General features: G+C 63.1%; 18 protein-coding genes. 4 read left to right on the top strand and 14 right to left on the bottom strand.

Annotated features, from left to right (window positions below; all coding sequences use genetic code 11):
• Positions 1-139 precede the first annotated feature (139 nt).
• Positions 140-1,240 (top strand): glycosyltransferase family 9 protein, encoded by a 1,101-nt coding sequence (locus ACFSOZ_RS05835; protein ID WP_379094612.1) that lies wholly within the window; start codon positions 140-142, stop codon positions 1,238-1,240.
• A gap of 99 nt (positions 1,241-1,339) precedes the next feature.
• Here ACFSOZ_RS05835 and ACFSOZ_RS05830 read toward each other — a convergent pair whose 3' ends face one another.
• The 3 genes from ACFSOZ_RS05830 to ACFSOZ_RS05820 form a co-directional block, all read right to left on the bottom strand.
• Complete coding sequence (locus ACFSOZ_RS05830) at positions 1,340-2,146, bottom strand: exodeoxyribonuclease III (protein ID WP_379094610.1); 807 nt, start codon at positions 2,144-2,146, stop codon at positions 1,340-1,342.
• A gap of 165 nt (positions 2,147-2,311) precedes the next feature.
• Positions 2,312-2,992 carry an outer membrane lipoprotein carrier protein LolA gene (locus ACFSOZ_RS05825; protein WP_379094981.1) on the bottom strand — a complete coding sequence of 227 codons (681 nt, stop codon included), beginning with the start codon at positions 2,990-2,992 and terminating at the stop codon, positions 2,312-2,314.
• Positions 2,993-3,144: 152 nt separating this feature from the next.
• Entirely contained in the window at positions 3,145-5,820 is a 2,676-nt protein-coding gene (locus ACFSOZ_RS05820) for a DNA translocase FtsK (RefSeq protein ID WP_379094608.1), read from the bottom strand.
• 211 nt (positions 5,821-6,031) lie between these two features.
• Here ACFSOZ_RS05820 and ACFSOZ_RS05815 point away from each other — a divergent pair, with 211 nt between their 5' ends.
• Entirely contained in the window at positions 6,032-6,403 is a 372-nt protein-coding gene (locus tag ACFSOZ_RS05815) for a hypothetical protein (protein ID WP_379094606.1), read from the top strand.
• Between the two features lie 121 nt (positions 6,404-6,524).
• Here the strand turns inward: ACFSOZ_RS05815 and ACFSOZ_RS05810 are convergent, their stop codons facing one another.
• The 4 genes from ACFSOZ_RS05810 to tesB form a co-directional block, all read right to left on the bottom strand.
• Positions 6,525-6,800 carry a hypothetical protein gene (locus ACFSOZ_RS05810; protein WP_379094604.1) on the bottom strand — a complete coding sequence of 92 codons (276 nt, stop codon included), beginning with the start codon at positions 6,798-6,800 and terminating at the stop codon, positions 6,525-6,527.
• Positions 6,801-7,125: 325 nt separating this feature from the next.
• Complete coding sequence (locus ACFSOZ_RS05805) at positions 7,126-8,481, bottom strand: ammonium transporter (protein WP_379094602.1); 1,356 nt, start codon at positions 8,479-8,481, stop codon at positions 7,126-7,128.
• 31 nt (positions 8,482-8,512) lie between these two features.
• Positions 8,513-8,851, bottom strand: a complete 339-nt coding sequence (locus ACFSOZ_RS05800; protein WP_379094600.1) for a P-II family nitrogen regulator — start codon at positions 8,849-8,851, stop codon at positions 8,513-8,515.
• A 220-nt stretch (positions 8,852-9,071) separates the two neighbouring features.
• On the bottom strand, positions 9,072-9,944 hold the full coding sequence (gene tesB / locus ACFSOZ_RS05795; protein ID WP_379094598.1) for an acyl-CoA thioesterase II: 873 nt from the start codon (positions 9,942-9,944) through the stop codon (positions 9,072-9,074).
• A 99-nt stretch (positions 9,945-10,043) separates the two neighbouring features.
• Here tesB and ACFSOZ_RS05790 point away from each other — a divergent pair, with 99 nt between their 5' ends.
• Entirely contained in the window at positions 10,044-11,303 is a 1,260-nt protein-coding gene (locus tag ACFSOZ_RS05790; RefSeq protein ID WP_379094596.1) for a ubiquinone biosynthesis hydroxylase, read from the top strand.
• 9 nt (positions 11,304-11,312) lie between these two features.
• On the opposite strand, the gene ACFSOZ_RS05785 is transcribed toward ACFSOZ_RS05790, so the two are convergent.
• The 3 genes from ACFSOZ_RS05785 to ACFSOZ_RS05775 form a co-directional block, all read right to left on the bottom strand.
• A complete protein-coding gene (locus ACFSOZ_RS05785) occupies positions 11,313-11,840 on the bottom strand; it encodes a hypothetical protein (protein WP_379094594.1) in 528 nt (175 codons plus the stop codon).
• Between the two features lie 141 nt (positions 11,841-11,981).
• Complete coding sequence (locus ACFSOZ_RS05780) at positions 11,982-12,338, bottom strand: YciI family protein (protein ID WP_379094592.1); 357 nt, start codon at positions 12,336-12,338, stop codon at positions 11,982-11,984.
• Positions 12,335-12,655, bottom strand: coding sequence for a hypothetical protein (locus ACFSOZ_RS05775; RefSeq protein WP_379094590.1), 321 nt, complete (start codon positions 12,653-12,655; stop codon positions 12,335-12,337). The genes ACFSOZ_RS05780 and ACFSOZ_RS05775 overlap by 4 nt, the downstream gene beginning before the upstream one ends.
• A gap of 143 nt (positions 12,656-12,798) precedes the next feature.
• Between ACFSOZ_RS05775 and ACFSOZ_RS05770 the strand changes: the two genes are divergently transcribed.
• Positions 12,799-13,224 carry an OsmC family protein gene (locus tag ACFSOZ_RS05770; protein WP_379094589.1) on the top strand — a complete coding sequence of 142 codons (426 nt, stop codon included), beginning with the start codon at positions 12,799-12,801 and terminating at the stop codon, positions 13,222-13,224.
• A 138-nt stretch (positions 13,225-13,362) separates the two neighbouring features.
• Here ACFSOZ_RS05770 and ACFSOZ_RS05765 read toward each other — a convergent pair whose 3' ends face one another.
• The 4 genes from ACFSOZ_RS05765 to ACFSOZ_RS05750 form a co-directional block, all read right to left on the bottom strand.
• The gene (locus ACFSOZ_RS05765) at positions 13,363-14,004 is read right to left on the bottom strand and encodes a YceH family protein (protein ID WP_379094587.1); all 642 of its coding nucleotides are present in this window, start codon (positions 14,002-14,004) and stop codon (positions 13,363-13,365) included.
• 88 nt (positions 14,005-14,092) lie between these two features.
• On the bottom strand, positions 14,093-14,812 hold the full coding sequence (locus tag ACFSOZ_RS05760) for a nucleotidyltransferase domain-containing protein (RefSeq protein ID WP_379094585.1): 720 nt from the start codon (positions 14,810-14,812) through the stop codon (positions 14,093-14,095).
• An 8-nt stretch (positions 14,813-14,820) separates the two neighbouring features.
• Complete coding sequence (locus ACFSOZ_RS05755; protein ID WP_111548527.1) at positions 14,821-15,600, bottom strand: succinate dehydrogenase iron-sulfur subunit; 780 nt, start codon at positions 15,598-15,600, stop codon at positions 14,821-14,823.
• Positions 15,600-16,037 carry a DUF3052 domain-containing protein gene (locus ACFSOZ_RS05750; RefSeq protein WP_379094583.1) on the bottom strand — a complete coding sequence of 146 codons (438 nt, stop codon included), beginning with the start codon at positions 16,035-16,037 and terminating at the stop codon, positions 15,600-15,602. The genes ACFSOZ_RS05755 and ACFSOZ_RS05750 overlap by 1 nt, the downstream gene beginning before the upstream one ends.
• Position 16,038 lies beyond the last annotated feature (1 nt).

The raw sequence follows: 16,038 nt of genomic DNA, 5'->3' as shown, positions 1-16,038 counted from the left end.
GCGACGTGTTGGTCATCTCGCTCTGCCAACACCTGATGGGCGAGGTTCCGTTGACAGGCAAGGGGTGAAATCCTACAGAACCTCGACGGCGGGCAATAGCAGGCACCGCCACCACCAAGCTCCTTGGGGGGAGCGCGGCATGCTGCCAGCTCGCTACGAGACGATTATCCTGTATTCCCGGAACGACGCGTTCGGCGATGGATTGATCCGGGTCCCGGCTTTGCGGGCCGCCAGAACGGCATTTCCCGATAGTTTCATCGTATACGGAACCACCAGGGCATCGACCCTCGAGCATGTGCTCAATCGCCATGTCGACCATCTGGTCAATGCCATCAATGTACGCACACCGCTGGCGCATCTGGTGGCCAGCCACCGCAAGGGCAAGGAGCGGGTGGCCGTTGTCGATTTCCGCATCGTGGCGCCTTGGCTGATTCGGACCTGGGCTTCGCTGCTCGGGCGCGGGATTGCCTATGAAGCGAACTTTCCGGCCTTCGCTCTGTCCTTGCCTCCTGACCGAAAACCCGAAGCACGCCCCGAGCACAATGCATGGCGCTGCCACCGCCTTGTCGAGCGTCTTGCGGGGAGACGGCTGCCTTTCGATCATAGGCTTGAGCCCACCCCGGCCGCACGGGCGGCGGCCGTGCGCCTGGCCGGCGGCAGGCATGGCCCATTGATCGTCATTGCGGCGCATGGCGATGGCGACAAACGAATGACAGCGGATCAAATTGTCGCGATATCCGACAGTATGATCGCCGACGGGGCAAACCTTATCTATGTGAAAACGCCCGGTGATGGCCCCGACGTGGCTGAACTGATTCAGCGCGTGCCGAAGTTGCAGCTTGTCGATTCCGGCACGGTGGAGGATGTCGACGTCAGCGATATTCTGCTGGCGCTTGGAGAGTTTGCCGATCTCTACATTGGCGCCGAAGGCGGTACGGCACATCTCATGGCTACGGTGATGACGCCGATGGTTATCGTCAGTGGCGGCGCCAACATGCGGCGTTGGCGGCCACTTTCGAACAACGTGGACGTGGTTGAGGCGCGCTATGCAAGTCCAGCTGGCCTGGTCGCCAATGTCCCGGCGCCGAAAATCATCGAAGCGGCTCGCGGGATGTTGGCGGTGCGCCGCCGCGACCATCCCTATCTGCTGGATGGCGCTGACAAGGCAGGATGCCTGCCTGCGCAGCAGTCTTTGGACAACGACAAGCACACAGACGAAGACTTGAAACGCGCCGTTTGAACCGCCTGGTCGCGACGCAGCTTTGGGAGCGATCCCAGGAAGGCTTCAAGGTGTGTTGAGATTCAGGTCAGGCCGGCATCACCTGAATATCAACACAGCCTAATCGAGATCGAACCGCGCGATGACGGGCACATGGTCCGACGGACGCTCCCAACCGCGCGCCAGGCGCAGGATCTCGTAGCCGGTAAAATCAGGCACAAGGTTTGGCGACGACCAGACATGGTCGAGCCTCCGGCCGCGGTCCGAGGCTTCCCAGTCCTGTGCGCGATAGCTCCACCAAGTATAGAGCTTCTGCTCATGCGGCACGTTGAGCCGCATCAGATCCACCCAGTTGCCGGCCAGCCGCATCGCCTCGAAATTTTCCGTCTCGACCGGCGTGTGGCTGACCACGTTGAGCAGCTGCTTGTGCGACCACACGTCGTGTTCGAGCGGGGCGATGTTGAGGTCGCCGACCAGCACAGAGCCGGACACCTCGTCATGCTCGGCACGGATGGCATTCATCTCGGCAACGAAATCGAGTTTGTGCTTGAACTTCCTGTTGATGACGGGATCCGGTTCGTCGCCGCCCGCCGGAACGTAGAAATTGTGCAGCAGGATCGCCTTGCCGCCGGCCCGCACCGTCACCGACAGGTGCCGGCTGTCCTCGATCTCGCAGAAGCGGCGCTTCTCGACCACCTCGATCGGTCGCCGCGCCACCGTCGCGACACCGTGATAGCCCTTCTGGCCGTGGAAGGCGATGTGCTCGTAGCCGAGCTTGCGGAACGCTTTTTCGGGAAAAAGCTCGTCTGGAACCTTCGTTTCCTGCAGGCAGAGCACATCAGGCGCGTGCTCGACAAGCAGGCGTTCGACGATCGGCATGCGCAGGCGAACGGAGTTTATGTTCCAGGTGGCGATGGAAAAGGGCATTTGGCAATCCAGGGCAGCGTACGGCCAGCCAGAACCGATGGGCCCTGACGGGGAAGACGCCTTTTGACGGAGTCAGTCCGGGAAACTGCCAGCCGCGAGCCGCAAAGACAAGCCGGGCTGAGCCAGACAAGGCACAGCCCGCGACTTTCCACAGCCAATGAAAGGCTAGCGCGACTTGGTGTTGACTTCGCGATTCGCGGTGTAGTCGATGGCGAAGGTATCGGCGGCGAAACTTACGCCTTCCTTGACGTTGAAGATCATCACCGTCGTGTCCTTGCCCTGTGCGTCGGTGATCGTCCACTGGCGCAGCTCGTAGGATTTGGGATCGAACATCATCGTGATCTTCGAATTGCCGAACACCGATTTGTCGGCGAGCTGGATGGTGGTGAGGTCATCCTCCTGCTTGACGCTTTTGACACGGTCGCCTGTGAGGTCGATCTTGTCATCGAGCAGCAGCTTCAGCGGTGTCTTCGCCAACGGATAGAGATCCGATGTGTTCAGCTTCTTGTTCAGGATGACCACCGACTTGCCGTCCGAGATCACCCGGAAATTCGAGGAACCGTCATAATTGAAGCGGATCTTGCCCGGCCGTTCGAGGAAGAACTTGCCGCCGGTCTGCTCGCCCTTGGGGCCGAACTGCACGAATTCGCCGCTCATCGATTTGACCGAGGAAAAATGGTCGGCGATCTTCTGTGCGGCAGGCGGCACGGCGGCCTGCGCCGAAGCCAGCAACTGGAAGCCGGGTATCACGTTGAAGGCTGCCGCCCCTGCAAACGCCAGCCCGAGGCCGAGCAACTGGCGCCGCGTGGGGGCAAAATTGCCGAGCGTTGAAGGATCGTTTTTCATGTCGGTCACTCTCATCTGATTCCTGAGTTGCCCTAGTGCTTGGACCCCCAGTTGGGCTGAAGTTTGGCGGGTCGGCCGCCCCTCATTCGCTTCAACGCCTTGAACGCCTCAAGGTTGCCAGACGGAAGATGTCAAAGGGTCGGGCCGTCTGGTCAGAACTTGTCCTCTTCGGTCGGCACCAGGATCTCGCGCTTGCCGGCGTGGTTGGCCGGGCCGACGATACCTTCCTTCTCCATCTTCTCGATGATCGAGGCGGCGCGGTTGTAACCGATGCCGAGCCGTCGCTGGATATAGCTGGTGGAAGCCTTGCCGTCGCGCAGCACCACGGAAACCGCCTGATCGTAAGGATCATCGGAATCCTCGAAATTGCTGTTGCCGCCACCACCACCGGAACCGCCCTTGCCCGACGGCTCGTCGTCGTCCTCGCCATCGTCCTCGGTGATGGCGTCGAGATATTCCGGCACGCCCTGCAGCTTCAGATGCGCGACGATCTTCTCGACCTCTTCATCGGCGACGAACGGGCCGTGCACGCGCTGGATACGGCCACCGCCGGCCATGTAGAGCATGTCGCCCATGCCGAGCAGCTGTTCGGCGCCCTGCTCGCCCAGAATGGTGCGGCTGTCGATCTTCGACGTCACCTGGAAGGAGATGCGGGTCGGGAAATTGGCCTTGATGGTGCCGGTGATGACGTCGACCGATGGGCGCTGCGTCGCCATGATGACATGGATGCCGGCGGCGCGTGCCATCTGCGCCAGGCGTTGCACCGCACCCTCGATGTCCTTGCCGGCGACCATCATCAGGTCGGCCATCTCGTCGATGATGACGACGATGTAGGGCATCGGCTCAAGATCGAGGTTTTCGGTCTCGTAGATCGCCTCGCCGGTCTGGCGGTCGAAGCCGGTCTGCACGGTGCGCGAGATCTTCTCGCCCTTCTTGTCGGCTTGCTGCACACGGGCGTTGAAACCGTCGATGTTGCGCACACCGACCTTCGACATCTTGCGGTAGCGGTCCTCCATCTCGCGCACGGTCCATTTCAGCGCCACCACCGCCTTCTTCGGATCGGTGACCACGGGCGTGAGCAGATGCGGGATGCCGTCATAGACCGAGAGTTCCAGCATCTTCGGATCGATCATGATCAGCCGGCAATCCTGCGGCGTCAGCCGGTAGAGGAGCGACAGGATCATCGTGTTGATGGCGACCGATTTGCCCGAGCCGGTGGTGCCGGCGACCAGCACGTGCGGCATCTTGGCGATGTCGACGATGACCGCCTCGCCATTGATGGTCTTGCCCAGCGCCAATGCCAGCTTGGCCTTCGTCGTCTCGAAGTCACGGCTGGCCAGGATCTCCCTGAGATAGACCGTTTCGCGCTTGGCGTTCGGCAGTTCGATGCCGATGGCGTTGCGGCCGGGCACCACGGCGACGCGGCAGGCGATGGCGCTCATCGAGCGGGCGATGTCGTCGGACAGGCCGATGACCCGCGACGATTTGATGCCGGGCGCCGGTTCGAGTTCGTAAAGCGTGACGACCGGACCGGGACGGACGGCGATGATCTCGCCCTTCACGCCGAAATCCTCCAGTACGCCCTCAAGCAGGCGCGCATTCTGCTCCAGCGCGTCCTTGGACAGGCTGGCGTCGCGCACCACGTTCTTCGGTTCGGACAGGAAATGCAGCGACGGCATTTCGAATTTTTCCGAGCCGATCAGCGATGTCTGCGCCTCACGCTGGACGCGGGCACCCGGAGCCGGACGCGGCGCCGGCGCCTCGACGCGGGTGGCGGCATCGGAGCGGAACTGCTGGACCTTGGCCGTCGGGGCCGCGCGGCGTCGCATGACGGGCTCATCGTCGAGATCGGCATCTTCGCCGTCATTGTCGAAGCGATCGCCGAAGATATCGTCATCGTCCGGATCGACGGAAATGTTGCGGTCGTTGACCATTGCGGCGAAGAATTCAGGCTCGACGCGAGCTCGGCCATCCTGGCTCATCCGCGATTCGGCGAACTCGGCCGATTCGACCCGTTCGGCGGCGCGCCGCCAGGCCGTGGAGCGCTGCTCCATCTCCGGCTCGTACTCGTCGCGCTCCTGCCTGCGGCGCGCGGCGCGGCGGTGCATCCAGGCGCGCAGCGACAGCCACCAGTGGGTGATCGCGCCGAGTGCCAGGATGCCCTCGTCGCCCTCATCCTCGTCATTGTCGAACAAAAGGTCGTCCTCGCGCGGATCGGCGGCAGGCTCGTCCTCCATCACGGCGAAGCCGTTCTTGCGTCCGATCAGCGCCGAGCCGTGGGCGAAGAGCCACAGCGCCGGTGCGGCCAGCAAGATGGCGATGATGCTGGCGAACAGCCCGGTTGGATAGCCGCCGATGACAACGCCGGGGATTTTCAGCACCATGTCGCCGAACACGCCGCCGAGGCCGGTGGGCAGCGGCCAGGTCTTGGGCGGCACTACGCAGCCCGCCATGGCCGCGGCCAGCAGCGCGAAACCGAACCAGGACAGCCCGCGCCTGGGCAGCCTGTCGACGCCGCGCGCTGAAAACAGCAGGAAGCCCCAGATGACGGTCGGAACCAGTGCCGCGACGGCGGCCAGGCCAAAGAACTGCATGGCAAGATCGGAGAACACAGCACCTGCATAGCCCATGGCATTGGTAACGGTGTTGTTCGTCGCATGGGAGAAGCTCGGATCGGCGACGTTCCAGGTGGCAAGGCTGGCGACACCGAAGGCGGCCAGCACGAACAGTCCGGCTCCGACCAGCCGCCCGACCTGGCGCCGCGCGAACGCCTGGATGCCGTGCCCGGTATCGGCCAGCGCGAGCGGTGCTGAAGCCCCTGAACGCATGCTCTTCCCCGTCTGTCATTGCTTCGCGCGGGTGCGTGGCGCACTCCGGCAGATTCGGGTCTCAGACTATCGGCGGGAAGGTTAAGGGCGCATTAACTATAAGAGGTTGAGATGATCAAACCTGGTTACCGCCGGTTGAGCCGCTAGCTGCCCGAGGAAAGCGACAACGGGACCGTGAGGTTGCCGCAGGGCCACCAATTTGGGTAGAGGCATGCAATCTGTCATCCTTCGCGTGGCGGTTCTGGCCTGGGCAGGGCTCAGTCTCCTGCTCGCCCTTCACTGGTTTGTCGACCTCGGCATGGCGGGCTTCCCGGATGGCTATGTGACGCCCTTTGCCAGGGCGACCGGCCCGCTCCTGCACGTCCTCGCCACGGCCTGCCTGATGCAAGGCCTGTATTTTCTGTACAGGGGTGTTTTCGGCAAGGGGTTTGCGGTGCCGGGTCTCGGCTTGCAGATCCTGATCGCGGCGGTCCTGACGGTGGCGCCTGTGCTGATTGTCAGGAATTGCCCTCATTCCCAGACATGCAGCGGGGCCTATGAGGCGCTGACAAACACCATGATGGACGACGGCGCCGGCGGATAGAACCGTCTTCCCCCAGCGCGGCTTCGCGACCAGCCTGCCAAATGGACAATGGCGGGCACGCGGGCACGCCATTATCTCGTTTGGCCACAAGAAATCGGGGCCTCGGCCCGATCGCGGCAGATCAGTTGGCGCCGCCGAGCGCCTGCACATTGGCGCAGAACTCGGCATGCGGCTTGCTCATTGCCGCATCGTTGCATTCCTTCTTCATGGCTTCTTGCTTCTCCATCGGCATCGCCATGAAGGCAGTCTTGAAGTCCGCCATCGGCTTCATGGTTTTCATGCCGGAATCCGTGAAGAACGGCGCCATGTTGTCCGGTTCGTCGAGAGCACCGGCAAATGCAACGCCGCTGACCATGGAAAGAGCGAGCGCTCCGAGGCAGATATTCTTGAGGTTCATGAGAAAATTCCTTCCCTGTGTTTTTGCATACGAACGCCAGAACGACGATCGCCTCCACAGTTCGGAGCGGGAGTGGTCGATGTTTCCTCGAAAATCTTCTTCACGCGAACGTGACTGCGGGGATCGTGGCATCGGCAGAACGGTTGTACCAAAAAAAGAGGCCCGGACGTGATCCGGGCCTCAATGCGTGAACTCCTTTCGGGAGCGTCACGACGGGATCTTCAAGGCAATTCCAGGAAAACGTGCAGCAGCTTTCCGTTCGGAACTGCGAAACAAGGGGGCCGGCGGGAGGAGGGTTCCGCCGGCCCCGTTGGCTAAGCTGGCCTTACGGCACCACTTCGCCATGCTGGGAGATGTCGAGGCCCTCGACCTCTTCCTGGGTCGTCGGACGCAGGCCGACCAGCGCCTTGACGATGTAGAGGATCACGAAGGTGGCGATGGCTGTCCAGACGATGGTGACGGCGACGCCGTAGATCTGCTTGCCGAGCGAAGCACCCGACGACAGGCTGTTGATCGCCGGATCGGCCAGCACGCCGGTGAGCAGGGCGCCGATGATGCCGCCGACGCCGTGCACGCCGAAGGCGTCGAGCGAGTCGTCATAGCCGAACATGTGCTTGACCTTGACCGCCGAGAGGTAGCAGACGACGCCGGCAACAATTCCGACGATGAAGGCGCCGGTCGGGTTGACGAAACCGGAGGCCGGCGTCACCGCCACCAGGCCGGCGACGGCACCCGAGATGATGCCGAGCACGGAGGGCTTCTTGGCGACGATCCATTCGGCGAACATCCAGGCCAGCGCCGCAGCCGCGGTGGCAACCTGGGTGTTGAGCATGGCAGCGCCGGCAAGGCCGTCGGCCGCGAGTTCAGAACCGGCGTTGAAGCCGAACCAGCCGACCCACAGCAGCGAAGCGCCGATCACCGAGTAAACGAGGTTGTGCGGCGCCATGTTGGTGGTGCCGTAGCCTTCACGCTTGCCGAGAACCAGAGCGCAGACCAGACCGGCGACACCGGCGTTGATGTGAACGACAGTACCGCCGGCGAAGTCGAGCACGCCGGCCGTGCCGAGGAAGCCGCCACCCCAGACCCAATGCGCGATCGGCACGTAAACGACGAGCAGCCACAGCGCCATGAAGATCAGCAGCGCCGAGAATTTGAAACGTTCGGCGAAGGCGCCGGCAATCAGCGCCGGGGTGATGATGGCGAAGGTCATCTGGAACATCGAGAAGACGAATTCAGGAATGTTCGCGACGCCCGGCAGCCACAACGAGGAGGTGGTGATGCCGTGATGGAAGAATTTCGAGGTGCCGCCGAGATAGGCATTCATGCCGCCGCCGTCGGAGAAGGCCAGCGAATAGCCGAACATGAACCACAGCACCGTCACCAGGCAGGTGATGGCAAAGCTCTGCATGATGGTGGCGAGCACGTTCTTCTTGCGCACCATGCCGCCGTAGAACAGGGCCAGGCCCGGGATGGTCATCATCAGCACGAGGGCCGTCGAGGTCAGCATCCAGGCGGTGTTGCCGGTGTCGAGCACCGGGGTGGGGGCAGCAGCCGGTGCAGCCGCGGCCGCGGCCGGAGCCGCTTCCTGCGCGAAGGCGGCGACCGTGCCCAATGCTGCGAGAGCGAGCGAACCCAAAAGGGCGGCGCGTCCCGTCTTCTTCAAGGTGGAAGGAATATTCATTGAACTCTCCATTGGAATACGTGTTCGCCGCTCAGAGCGCGTCGGTGTCTGTTTCGCCGGTTCGGATGCGCACCGCCTGGTCGATGCCGAAAACGAAGATCTTGCCGTCGCCGATCTGGCCGGTCTTGGCGGCCGCGGTGATGGCCTCGACGGCCTTGTCGACCAGGTCCGCACTGACCGCGACTTCGATCTTGATCTTCGGCAGGAAGCTGACCGCGTATTCCGCCCCGCGATAGATTTCCGTATGCCCTTTCTGACGCCCGTAGCCTTTGACTTCGGTGACGGTCAGGCCCTGGATGCCGACGGCGGTAAGCGCTTCGCGTACCTCGTCGAGCTTGAACGGCTTGATGATTGCCATCACGATTTTCATAAGGTTTCACCCTTTGCTGTTGCGGTCCCCCGCGTTTGCACGACTTCACCGATCCCAAAGAGCCGGAGAGTGCCCACGAGGATTCAAGCTCCGTGCCAATTGCCGAAGCAGGGTGTTAACCTGTTGTAAACAAAGGAATTGAAGCGACTAGCACGGCGACGTGCACGCAACGCTGGCAGCGCGCCTGCTTAAAAAGTAGGCAATTTTCTCAAATTGCCTACTATGCAGGCGATCGCTTGAGCCGGATCAGCCCTTCCTGCGCAACCGAGGCGATCAGAGTGCCGTCGCGGGCAAACAGCGAGCCGCGCGTAAAGCCGCGCGACCCTTGTGTCGACGGGCTGTCTTGCGTGTAGAGCATCCAGTCGTTGAGCGGATGGCTGCGATGGAACCACATGGCGTGATCGAGGCTCGCGGCCTGGATATCGCGATCGAAAATGGCGCGGCCATGCGCGAAGGTCGATGTGTCGAGCAGCGTCATGTCGGAAAGGTAGGCGAGCACCGCCGCCTGGGTGGCGCGATCCGCCGGCACCGGACCGGTCGTGCGGATCCAGATGTTCTGCTTCGGCTCCAGCTTTTCGCGGCTGGTGTAATGCTTCAGCATCACCGGCTTCATCTCGATCGGTCGGTCGCGCTCCCAGTAGCGCTTGATGCCTTCGGGCACCGCCTCGCCGAACTTGCCCAGCAATTCGCGCTGCGACAGCAATGTGTCTGGCGCCGGTACGTCCTGCGGCATCGGCACTTGATGTTCGAGACCGACCTCGTCCTGCTGGAACGAGGCCTCCAGCGAAAAGATCGCCTGGCCGTGCTGGATCGCCACCACGCGGCGCGTGGTGAACGAGCCGCCGTCGCGGATGCGGTCGACCTCGTAGACGATCGGCACCTTGGTGTCGCCGGGCCGCATGAAATAGCCGTGCAGCGAATGCACGTGGCGATCGGGATCGACGGTTCGCTGTGCCGCCACCAGCGCCTGGGCGATGGTCTGGCCGCCGAAGACGCGCTGCCAGTCGAGCAACGGGCTGCGACCACGATACAGATTGTGTTCCAGCTTCTCGAGGTCGAGAATGCCGAGAAGCTCGTCCATGGCTGCCGTCATATTTCGCGCCCTCGCAGCAGAAGTGTTATGGCGGTTTCCGACAGGACGGACAGGCAGTCAAGGGCGCGAGACCCGGTCGGCGCGCAAGGAGCGAAGAAGATGGAACGCAAGGCGGACGCGAAAACCAAGTCCGGGCTCGATGTTCTGGTCGCCGGCGCCGGCTATGTCGGCCTTGCCGCGGCCGTCTCGCTGAAGCAGGCGCGCCCCGGCCTCGCCATCGCTCTCGTCGATGCCGCGCCTGCTGGCGCCTGGCAAAGGGATGGCCGCGCGTCGGCCATTGCAGCCGCCGCCTGCCGAATGCTCGACCAGCTTGGCGTGTGGGCCGAGATCGCGCCGCAGGCACAGGCGATCACCGAGATGATCATCACCGATTCGCGCACCTCCGATCCGGTGCGTCCGGTCTTCCTGACCTTCGACGGCGAGGTCGCGCCGGGCGAGCCCTTTGCGCATATGGTCGCCAACCGGGCGCTGAACGGCGCCTTGCGGGCCAGCGCCGAAATGCTCGGCATCGACATCATCGAAGGCGTCGCCGTGCAAGGTTTCGAAACCAACGGCGCCGGCATCACCGTGCATCTTGCTGACGGCGCGACGCTGAAGACCCGGCTGCTGGTCGCCGCCGACGGCGTCAACTCGAAGCTGCGCGACATGGCCGGCATCAAGACGGTGAAGTGGGAATATGGCCAGTCCGGCATCGTCTGCACCGTGGCGCATGAACGCCCGCACAATGGCCGCGCCGAGGAGCATTTCCTGCCCGCCGGCCCGTTCGCCACGCTGCCGCTGAAACCCGGCGAGGACGGCACCAACCGCTCGTCGATCGTCTGGGTCGAGCGCACGCCCGATGCCGAGAAGCTGGTTACCGGTGACGATCTCGTCTTCGAGCACGAACTCGAACAGCGCTTCAGCCTTAAACTCGGCGAAATCCGCGTCGCCGACAAGCCACGCGCCTGGCCTCTCGGCCTGACCATTGCGCGCGCCTTCGTCGCGCCGCGTATCGCGCTCGCCGGCGATGCCGCCCACGGCATCCACCCGATCGCCGGCCAAGGCCTCAATCTCGGCTTCAAGGATGTCGCCGCTTTGGCCGAAGTGATCGTCGAGGCAGATCGCCTTGGCCAGGACATCGGCGCGCTCGACGTGCTCGAACGCTACCAGCAGTGGCGGCGCTTCGACACCGTGCAGATGGGCGTCACCACGGACGTCCTGAACCGGCTGTTTTCCAACGATATCGGCCCGCTGCGCACCGTCCGTGACATCGGGCTCGGCCTCGTCGAACGCATGCCGCGGCTGAAGGAGTTTTTTATTCGCCAGGCGTCCGGGCTTTCCGCCAGCACGCCGCGCCTCTTGAAAGGCGAGGCGATCTAAACCTTGTCGCTAGTTCACTTCGAAGCCCAGCTTCTGCCGCAGCCGCAATATCCTCTGGTCGGATATCTCAAGGCGTTTCTCGCCGCCTTGGGCGGCGCGATTGACCATCTGCAGCAGATCGTTTCGCTCGGCCACATCGAGCCGATCACGCAGGAACGGCGCCAGCTTGTCGATGACAACAGTCGTGTCGTCGATCTGTGACGCGGCCCATTTGGCGTAGATCACCGCCTCGTCGGTCTTCTTCTTGTCGGCAATCTCCGAAATCACCGCGCGAATGACAGCCTCGCGCTGCGGCAGCACGGGCCCATCCTCGGACACGATGGCGGTGATCAGCGTCGCCGCCGCCACGACCGGATCGTCGATCGCCGTCAGCGGCGACAGGGCCGCCTGCTTGCGCAGCTTCTTGCGGCGCACGGAGCCCTGGACTCGGCCGATGACATCGGCAACGTCGCGCGCGGCCTCGTTCATCGCCTTCATCCGGTACCACCAGAACGCCGCCGCACCCAACGCGCCAAGGATAGCAATCAAGAACGGCATGCCGACATCCCCCAAGATCCCGGCGACGATAAGAGAACTCTTGCCTTGCTTCAACACGCAAAAGTTGCGCACGAAATGAACCAGGACGTTCGCTCAACCGAATGCCCTGGGTTCCAGGTTGCTGCAGTGCGTGGCGGGACTCTATGACCCCGGTATGTCGTAGATCGCCCGGACCTCGATGGTGCCGAGTTCGGCCAGCGGAATACCGGCGGCAATGTCCAGCGCCTCTTCGAGATTTCCCGCCTCGATCATGACGAAACCAAGCAATTGCTCCTTGGTTTCGGCGAAGGGACCGTCGGTGACCAGCCGCTTGCCCTTGCGCCGGCGCACGGTCTTGGCCGACGTCACCGACTGCAGCGCCTGGGCGACGATCAGCAGGCCCTTTTCCTCCAGCGATCGGTCATAGGCCAGCGAATCGGCGTCGAGCTTGGCCGACCCTGCCGGGGTCAGCGCGTGGAGATCCTTTTCCTCACCATAGACCAGGCAAACATATTTCATTTCCAGCTCCCATGCTGTGACGAGGCGACGAGCGCGTCGGCCCGGCTCTTGCCTGCCGCCGCATGGTCGAGAATGCACACCGCAACCCCGATGATGGCAACCGCCGCCAGAAACCGGCCGAACGCGGGCGCTGGCTGGTGCATCCAGTCGCCCTCATGCCCGCCGGATCTGCGTGCGTCTTTCTTCCAGTGCGCGCAAAACAACGTATCCATATGATCCTCCATCCGGCCATCACTTGCGTGGCCGCCCGCAGGACGGGCGAGACGGATCGAAGTCGACATTTTTGCACGCGCATTTTTTTCAAAAATCGAAGCCATCGCTGTCGACACCGTACAATGGGCCAAAGAGCGCAGTGGCCTTCGCGTCCGCGCGCGCTATAGTTGACCGGACGCCGGGCCCAGCCCGACCAAGCCTTGGCAACCAGCCACGACAACCAGCCACGACAACCAAGGAGGATTTCATGGACCGCACCGCAAACGCCGTCTGGAAAGGCAATCTGAAAGAGGGCAAAGGCACGCTCGACAGCCAAAGCGGGACCCTGAAGGGCACGCCCTATTCGTTCAAGGCGCGCTTCGAGGATGAGAGCGGCAAATCCGGCACCAATCCGGAAGAGCTGATCGCCGCGGCACACGCCGGCTGCTTTGCCATGCAGTTCTCGCATTTCCTGGCCGAGAACGGCACGCCCGCCACCGAACTCGACGCCAAGGCGGTGGTGACGCTGGTCCCAGGTACGGGGATCACCGGCAGCGCCCTCACGGTGGTCGGCAAGGTGCCGGGCATCGATGCGGCGAAATTCAAGGAGCTGGCCGAAAAGGCCAAGGCCGGATGCCCGGTCTCGAAGGCGCTCGGCGCCATAAATGTGTCGCTCGACGCTAGGCTTGGTTGAACGAAACGACCTCGTACCAGGAAACGCCGGCCTCAGGGCCGGCGTTTCGATTTGTGGCAATCCTCAGCGGCGAAAGGCAGAGATTGTGAATGGCGGAGAACGAGCGTCCCGATCCTTCGCCAGCGTCTCAAATAATTATCAGCCCCCTTCGCCGGTCAGCGCCTCGATGCGGGCGCGCAGTCTCGCAACCTCTTCCTCAAGGGCGCTGACTCGCTCTTCGAGGCCGGAGGCGGCAGAGGCCGACGACGGGGCCTGATGCAGGGCGATGGACGCGATCTGCGGTGTCCCGCTCAGCAGATGCATGAAGCGCTCCTCGCGCTGGCCGGGTCCACGCTCGATCAGCATGACCAGCGGCGGCCTGCGGCCGATCAGCAGGTCGAGGTCGGTGCGCAGCGCATCGATCGACGAAAACCGCGCCATGCGCTCGGCGCGCGCCAGCAATTCATGCGCCGTCTGCGCGCCGCGCAGGAGCATCAGGCCGATCAGCGCGATCTGCGCCGAGGTCAGCGAGAAACGCTGCGCCACCAGATGCTCGTAGCGCTCGACGCGCGAAGCGAAGACCTGCCGGACCAAGCCCTTCTGCTCCAGCTGGCTCAGCGCCCGCCTGACCTCGACAAGCTCGGCCGCCATCACCGGTTCGCGCGCCGTCTTCTGGTTGGCGGCGGCATGCGCGCCGTTGAGCGTCAGCGGATAGACATCCGGCGTCAGCTCCTTCTTCTCGATCAGGCAACCGAGCACGCGCGCTTCGATCGGGGAGAGAATGGGAAGGTCGTCGCTCATTGAAGTTCAGCCTCCCGGCGGTAAAACTCGGTTGCAAGAGCACGGTTCCGCGCCTGCCGGGCCTCATCACGGACCAAGCCGGCAAGGTTCATTTCGTGATGACCGTAGCGTGCTTCAAGATAGCGCGCGATGCGGTCGGGATGAGACCGGACTCCATCTCTCGCGTCTGGCTTTTCCGGTCGATCAGGCTGCGGATTTCGTCGCTTGCCAGCACGGGCACTTCGGTCTGGTCGAGGCACTCGCCAAGGTTCATCGGAGGCAGGCTGGCAAAGCCGCGATGCTCCATCCAGTCCAGAGCCACCAGCGGGCGAATGAGATAAAACAGCTTCTTCAACTTCACCTCGCCGGAAAAGCTGCCGATCTTCGTGACATGCGAACGCGCGAGGCCGAGATAGTGGCGCGACACCTTTGCCGGATCGACGATTTCGGCCAGCAGGTCGAGAAGGCGCCGGCGAAATCCCGCGACCTCTTCGTAGACGATTTGCGACTTTGCCCATTCGACGATGACCGCGTTGCCGCCGAGCGCCAGCAGCAAGGCCTTGCGCAGATCCCAGCCGCCGGCATCGATTTCGCTTTCGATGGGAAACTCGATCACGTCGCGTGCCTGCTCCAGCACGAGATGGTCGGACACAGGCCTGACATAGACGAAGCGGCAGTCATAGTCGCTGTCGGGAGACGGGAACCCCCAGGCGCGACTGCCGCTTTCAATGGCGAACAGGATTCTTACCCGTTGTGTTCGCACCAGGTCGAGACGAGCACGGATCGCCGCGACGGCGTCCGGCGAAAAATCAGCAGGCAGCGGCTCCATCCAGATGCCTAAACCCGCCGCTCCACCATCATCTTCTTGATCTCGGCGATCGCCTTGGCCGGATTGAGGCCCTTGGGGCAGGTCTGCGCGCAGTTCATGATGGTGTGGCAGCGATAGAGCCGGAACGGGTCTTCGAGATTGTCGAGCCGCTCGCCCTTGGCCTCGTCGCGCGAATCGATCAGCCAGCGATAGGCCTGCAACAGCGTTGCCGGGCCGAGATAACGGTCGCCGTTCCACCAGTAGCTCGGGCACGAGGTCGAGCAGCAGGCGCACAGGATGCACTCGTAGAGGCCATCCAGCTTTTCACGGTCCTCATGGCTCTGCAGCCATTCCTTGGCCGGCTCCGGCGACACCGTCTTCAGCCACGGTTGGATCGAGGCGTGCTGAGCATAGAAATTGGTGAGGTCGGGCACCAGATCCTTGACCACCTGCATATGCGGCAGCGGGTAGACTTTGACGGCGCCGGAAATGTCGTCGCAGCCCTTGGTGCAGGCGAGCGTGTTGGAACCATCGATGTTCATGGCGCAGGAGCCGCAGATGCCCTCCCGGCAGGAGCGGCGCAAGGTCAGCGTCGGGTCGATCTTGTTCTTGATCCAGAGCAGCGCGTCGAGCACCATCGGCCCGCAATCGTCCATGTCGACGAAATAGGTGTCGATGCGCGGGTTCTCGTCATCGTCCGGCGACCAGCGATAGATGCGGTATTCGCGCAAATTGGTGGCGCCTTCTGGCTTCGGCCAGGTCTTGCCCTGCTTGATCTGCGAGTTCTTGGGGAGCGTCAGTTCGACCATTACCTGCGGTCCTTTCGGATGACGAGCTTCAGCCCGGACCAGATTTCATTCACGGCGGCGACTTTCACATCGACCAGGTCGAGCTTCAGCGCCTCGGCGCGAACGACGCCCTCGGTGACGTCGGTCGGCACTTTCGATGCCTTCTTCGGCCAGGACACCCAGACCATGCCGTCGCGCTTGATCGCCGCCTCGACATCGCCGAGGCGATCCTCGATCTCGGCGCGCTGTCGGGTGAAGGCATGGACGGCGTCGTATTTCAGGGTCGTTCCCGAAATACTGGACCAATCGGCCAGCCGGTCGACATCGGCAAAGGCCGCGGCGCCGGCCAATTCGTCGAGTTCCGATGGCAGTGCGATAAAGGCGGCGGTCATGCCGTCCTTCAGGCCGAGCTTGGCCGGAAGGGGCGTACCGGAATATCCCGAGGCCGCCATCGCCATC

The organism is Mesorhizobium newzealandense (genome assembly GCF_042682145.1).
Classification (GTDB): Bacteria; Pseudomonadota; Alphaproteobacteria; order Rhizobiales; family Rhizobiaceae; genus Mesorhizobium; species Mesorhizobium newzealandense.
Note: the sequence above shows the minus strand (reverse complement) of the source record. Positions and strands in the feature narration are given on the sequence as shown.

What these genes read in the sequence shown, in the direction of transcription:
- ACFSOZ_RS05835 (WP_379094612.1), top strand. Translation starts at nt 140, where the DNA reads ATGCTGCCAGCTCGCTACGAGACGATTATCCTGTATTCCCGGAACGAC.
- ACFSOZ_RS05830 (WP_379094610.1), bottom strand. Translation starts at nt 2,146, where the DNA reads ATGCCCTTTTCCATCGCCACCTGGAACATAAACTCCGTTCGCCTGCGC.
- ACFSOZ_RS05825 (WP_379094981.1), bottom strand. Translation starts at nt 2,992, where the DNA reads ATGAAAAACGATCCTTCAACGCTCGGCAATTTTGCCCCCACGCGGCGC.
- ACFSOZ_RS05820 (WP_379094608.1), bottom strand. Translation starts at nt 5,820, where the DNA reads ATGCGTTCAGGGGCTTCAGCACCGCTCGCGCTGGCCGATACCGGGCAC.
- ACFSOZ_RS05815 (WP_379094606.1), top strand. Translation starts at nt 6,032, where the DNA reads ATGCAATCTGTCATCCTTCGCGTGGCGGTTCTGGCCTGGGCAGGGCTC.
- ACFSOZ_RS05810 (WP_379094604.1), bottom strand. Translation starts at nt 6,800, where the DNA reads ATGAACCTCAAGAATATCTGCCTCGGAGCGCTCGCTCTTTCCATGGTC.
- ACFSOZ_RS05805 (WP_379094602.1), bottom strand. Translation starts at nt 8,481, where the DNA reads ATGAATATTCCTTCCACCTTGAAGAAGACGGGACGCGCCGCCCTTTTG.
- ACFSOZ_RS05800 (WP_379094600.1), bottom strand. Translation starts at nt 8,851, where the DNA reads ATGAAAATCGTGATGGCAATCATCAAGCCGTTCAAGCTCGACGAGGTA.
- tesB (WP_379094598.1), bottom strand. Translation starts at nt 9,944, where the DNA reads ATGACGGCAGCCATGGACGAGCTTCTCGGCATTCTCGACCTCGAGAAG.
- ACFSOZ_RS05790 (WP_379094596.1), top strand. Translation starts at nt 10,044, where the DNA reads ATGGAACGCAAGGCGGACGCGAAAACCAAGTCCGGGCTCGATGTTCTG.
- ACFSOZ_RS05785 (WP_379094594.1), bottom strand. Translation starts at nt 11,840, where the DNA reads ATGCCGTTCTTGATTGCTATCCTTGGCGCGTTGGGTGCGGCGGCGTTC.
- ACFSOZ_RS05780 (WP_379094592.1), bottom strand. Translation starts at nt 12,338, where the DNA reads ATGAAATATGTTTGCCTGGTCTATGGTGAGGAAAAGGATCTCCACGCG.
- ACFSOZ_RS05775 (WP_379094590.1), bottom strand. Translation starts at nt 12,655, where the DNA reads ATGGCTTCGATTTTTGAAAAAAATGCGCGTGCAAAAATGTCGACTTCG.
- ACFSOZ_RS05770 (WP_379094589.1), top strand. Translation starts at nt 12,799, where the DNA reads ATGGACCGCACCGCAAACGCCGTCTGGAAAGGCAATCTGAAAGAGGGC.
- ACFSOZ_RS05765 (WP_379094587.1), bottom strand. Translation starts at nt 14,004, where the DNA reads ATGAGCGACGACCTTCCCATTCTCTCCCCGATCGAAGCGCGCGTGCTC.
- ACFSOZ_RS05760 (WP_379094585.1), bottom strand. Translation starts at nt 14,812, where the DNA reads ATGGAGCCGCTGCCTGCTGATTTTTCGCCGGACGCCGTCGCGGCGATC.
- ACFSOZ_RS05755 (WP_111548527.1), bottom strand. Translation starts at nt 15,600, where the DNA reads ATGGTCGAACTGACGCTCCCCAAGAACTCGCAGATCAAGCAGGGCAAG.
- ACFSOZ_RS05750 (WP_379094583.1), bottom strand. Translation starts at nt 16,037, where the DNA reads ATGGCGATGGCGGCCTCGGGATATTCCGGTACGCCCCTTCCGGCCAAG.